The sequence below is a fragment of the Vulcaniibacterium tengchongense genome (assembly GCF_003814555.1).
GTDB classification, from domain to species: Bacteria; Pseudomonadota; Gammaproteobacteria; order Xanthomonadales; family Xanthomonadaceae; genus Vulcaniibacterium; species Vulcaniibacterium tengchongense.
Genome location: NZ_RKQN01000014.1, coordinates 1 through 2,043 on the forward strand (window position 1 = coordinate 1; position 2,043 = coordinate 2,043).

General features: G+C 69.0%; 4 protein-coding genes. All 4 read right to left on the bottom strand.

All coding sequences use genetic code 11. The features are described from left to right. Positions 1-561 (bottom strand): hypothetical protein (locus tag EDC50_RS16200; RefSeq protein WP_123771599.1); only part of this gene is annotated, 561 nt, incomplete at its 3' end. After that, the gene (locus EDC50_RS16205) at positions 558-1,061 is read right to left on the bottom strand and encodes a DUF6511 domain-containing protein (RefSeq protein ID WP_123771601.1); all 504 of its coding nucleotides are present in this window, start codon (positions 1,059-1,061) and stop codon (positions 558-560) included. The genes EDC50_RS16200 and EDC50_RS16205, both read right to left, overlap by 4 nt. Positions 1,062-1,072: 11 nt before the next feature. Further along, the gene (locus tag EDC50_RS16210; protein ID WP_123771603.1) at positions 1,073-1,702 is read right to left on the bottom strand and encodes a hypothetical protein; all 630 of its coding nucleotides are present in this window, start codon (positions 1,700-1,702) and stop codon (positions 1,073-1,075) included. 3 nt (positions 1,703-1,705) lie between these two features. Continuing rightward, a partial coding sequence (locus EDC50_RS16215) for an AAA family ATPase (protein WP_148089659.1) occupies positions 1,706-2,043 on the bottom strand: 338 nt, incomplete at its 5' end.

Consider the following 2,043-nt stretch of genomic DNA (forward strand, 5'->3'; position numbering starts at 1 on the left):
GGTGTCGGCGTTCACCGCCGTGAACAGGGCCGGGTGCGCGTGCAGTTCGAGGTAGGCCTGGTAGAGCGCCACTTGCGCGGCGTAGACCGGGCGGGCAGACGCAAGCCGGTGCTTCTCCAACTCGCGCCACGATTTGGCGCCCAGGCACTTGTTCTCCCACAGCGCCGGGTAGCCGGAACCGAAGCCCAGGTCGGGCCCGGCGACGAGCACGCCATCGACGTGGCCCTGCAGGCGCCCGTCCAGCGCCGAGAAGCCGAATTGCTCCCCCGCGTCGTTACGCGTGCGCAGATCGAAGCCCGCCGCGCGCAGCCATCCGACCATGCAGTCCTCGATGACGTGGCCGCGATCGAAGACGCGCAGCAGGCGGCCGTCGGCCTCACGGCCCGGATCGACCGGAGCGTCGGCGACCTCGTACTGCAGCGCGCGCTCGCAGGCGACCCCTAGACGCGAGGCGCCCAGGTACGTGCGGCGAGGCTGCGCGGCGCGAGCCTGCTGCATCCCGGCATCGATCAGCGCCGTGAGCCGAGCCGACAGGCTCTTGGAGGCGTTGAAGTCCATCATCGCCGCGCCTCCTTCTGTGCCGCTTTCGGGGCCGCCTTCGGTTCCTCCCACGGCAGATCGTCCTCGAGGTCGGCGAAGGGGTCGGACACCGGTTCCTTGAGCCCGCGCACCGGCGGGTACTTGGTCGCCTCGTGGTGCTCGACCATCGCGTCCGTGTAGCAGGTGACGATGGCGTCGATCACCCGCAGGGCCTCGGCCTCGGAGTACGCGCCGAGGGGTTTCTCGAAGCCGATGCTTTCTGCCGCCGCGCCGAAGGCCTTGAGGCACTTCCTCATCGCGGCCAGTTCGACGTCAGACGGATCGATCATGGCCACCTCCGTTTTGGACGTGCGTCCTTCCTGCACGCGCAGCCACTGGCCGTAGAGCGCGTGAAACGCCTGCTGGCAACGCCGCGAGCAGAACACCCAGTCGATCGGATAGCGCCGGGCATCGCCCACCGGATGCCGAAGGTCCGAGTGGCCGTAGCCGCGCGCCTGTCGTTTGCAGACCCAGCACTTCACTGGCCCTCCTCTCACTGCGCCCAGGCGGGCTTGCCCGGCACGGCGGGGGGTTGCGGGGCGGCTGGCGCAGACATCGCACGGGGCGGGGTGAGCGCCGCCGGCGCACCGCTGGAGCCGCTGCCAGGGTTCTTCGGCGGCACGCCCATCAGGCGGGCATACTCCGGGTGGTCGGGCTCGACGGCGCTCTTGACGACGTTCTTCAACTCGCCGCGACCGTCCTTCTCGACGTCGATGCGGGCGAGGAACTCGATGCCATCGAGTTCGTGGAAGCCCTGGATGCGCCGCGCGGCGGCGGCCTGCGGGCTCATGTCCTGCGGATGGACATTGCGGGCGGAATTGAGCACGGCGCGCACGAAGCTGCGCCCCATCTGGCCCCAGGCCGGGCCCTTCGGGGAGTGCAGGCCGATGTTGCTCCAGAGCTTTCGCTTCGCGTACTCGCCCTCCAGCACCACGAACTCGGCCGCCAGATACACCGAGCCGGTCTCAAAGCTCTGCGTGGCGTAGCCGCCGGTCCACCCCTGGGCCGGGTCGTCGTAGCCCCCGGGCTTGAGGGTCATGCGCACGCGGGCGAGCGTGCCCTTGGGGATGAGGTCGAAACTGGGCTGCTGCTGCGCGTCGTTGAAATCGCACCAATCGGTCATGGCTTACTCCTTGGATGTCGGGATTCGAGTGGCGGCGGCGCACTTGTCGATCAGCGCGCGCAGGTTCGGCGGCTCCAGCAACTCGAGCTGGCCGCTGCGGTCCTTGGCCGGATAGCCGTAGGGGTTGACGGTGTGGGTGACGAAGGCGCGGTACGGATTGCCGTCCTCGGCCTTGATCTCGGCCAAGGTGACGACTTCATCGACGATGCCGGGCAGTTCCGCCGCGGTCTTGGCGCCCTCGATCTGCGGCACGAAGACCTTGCGGTTGAAGTCGTCCAGGCGCTCGTCGAGGATGGCCACGAACACCACGTGCTTGCCGCGCGCGTGCTGCAGGTGGGTCA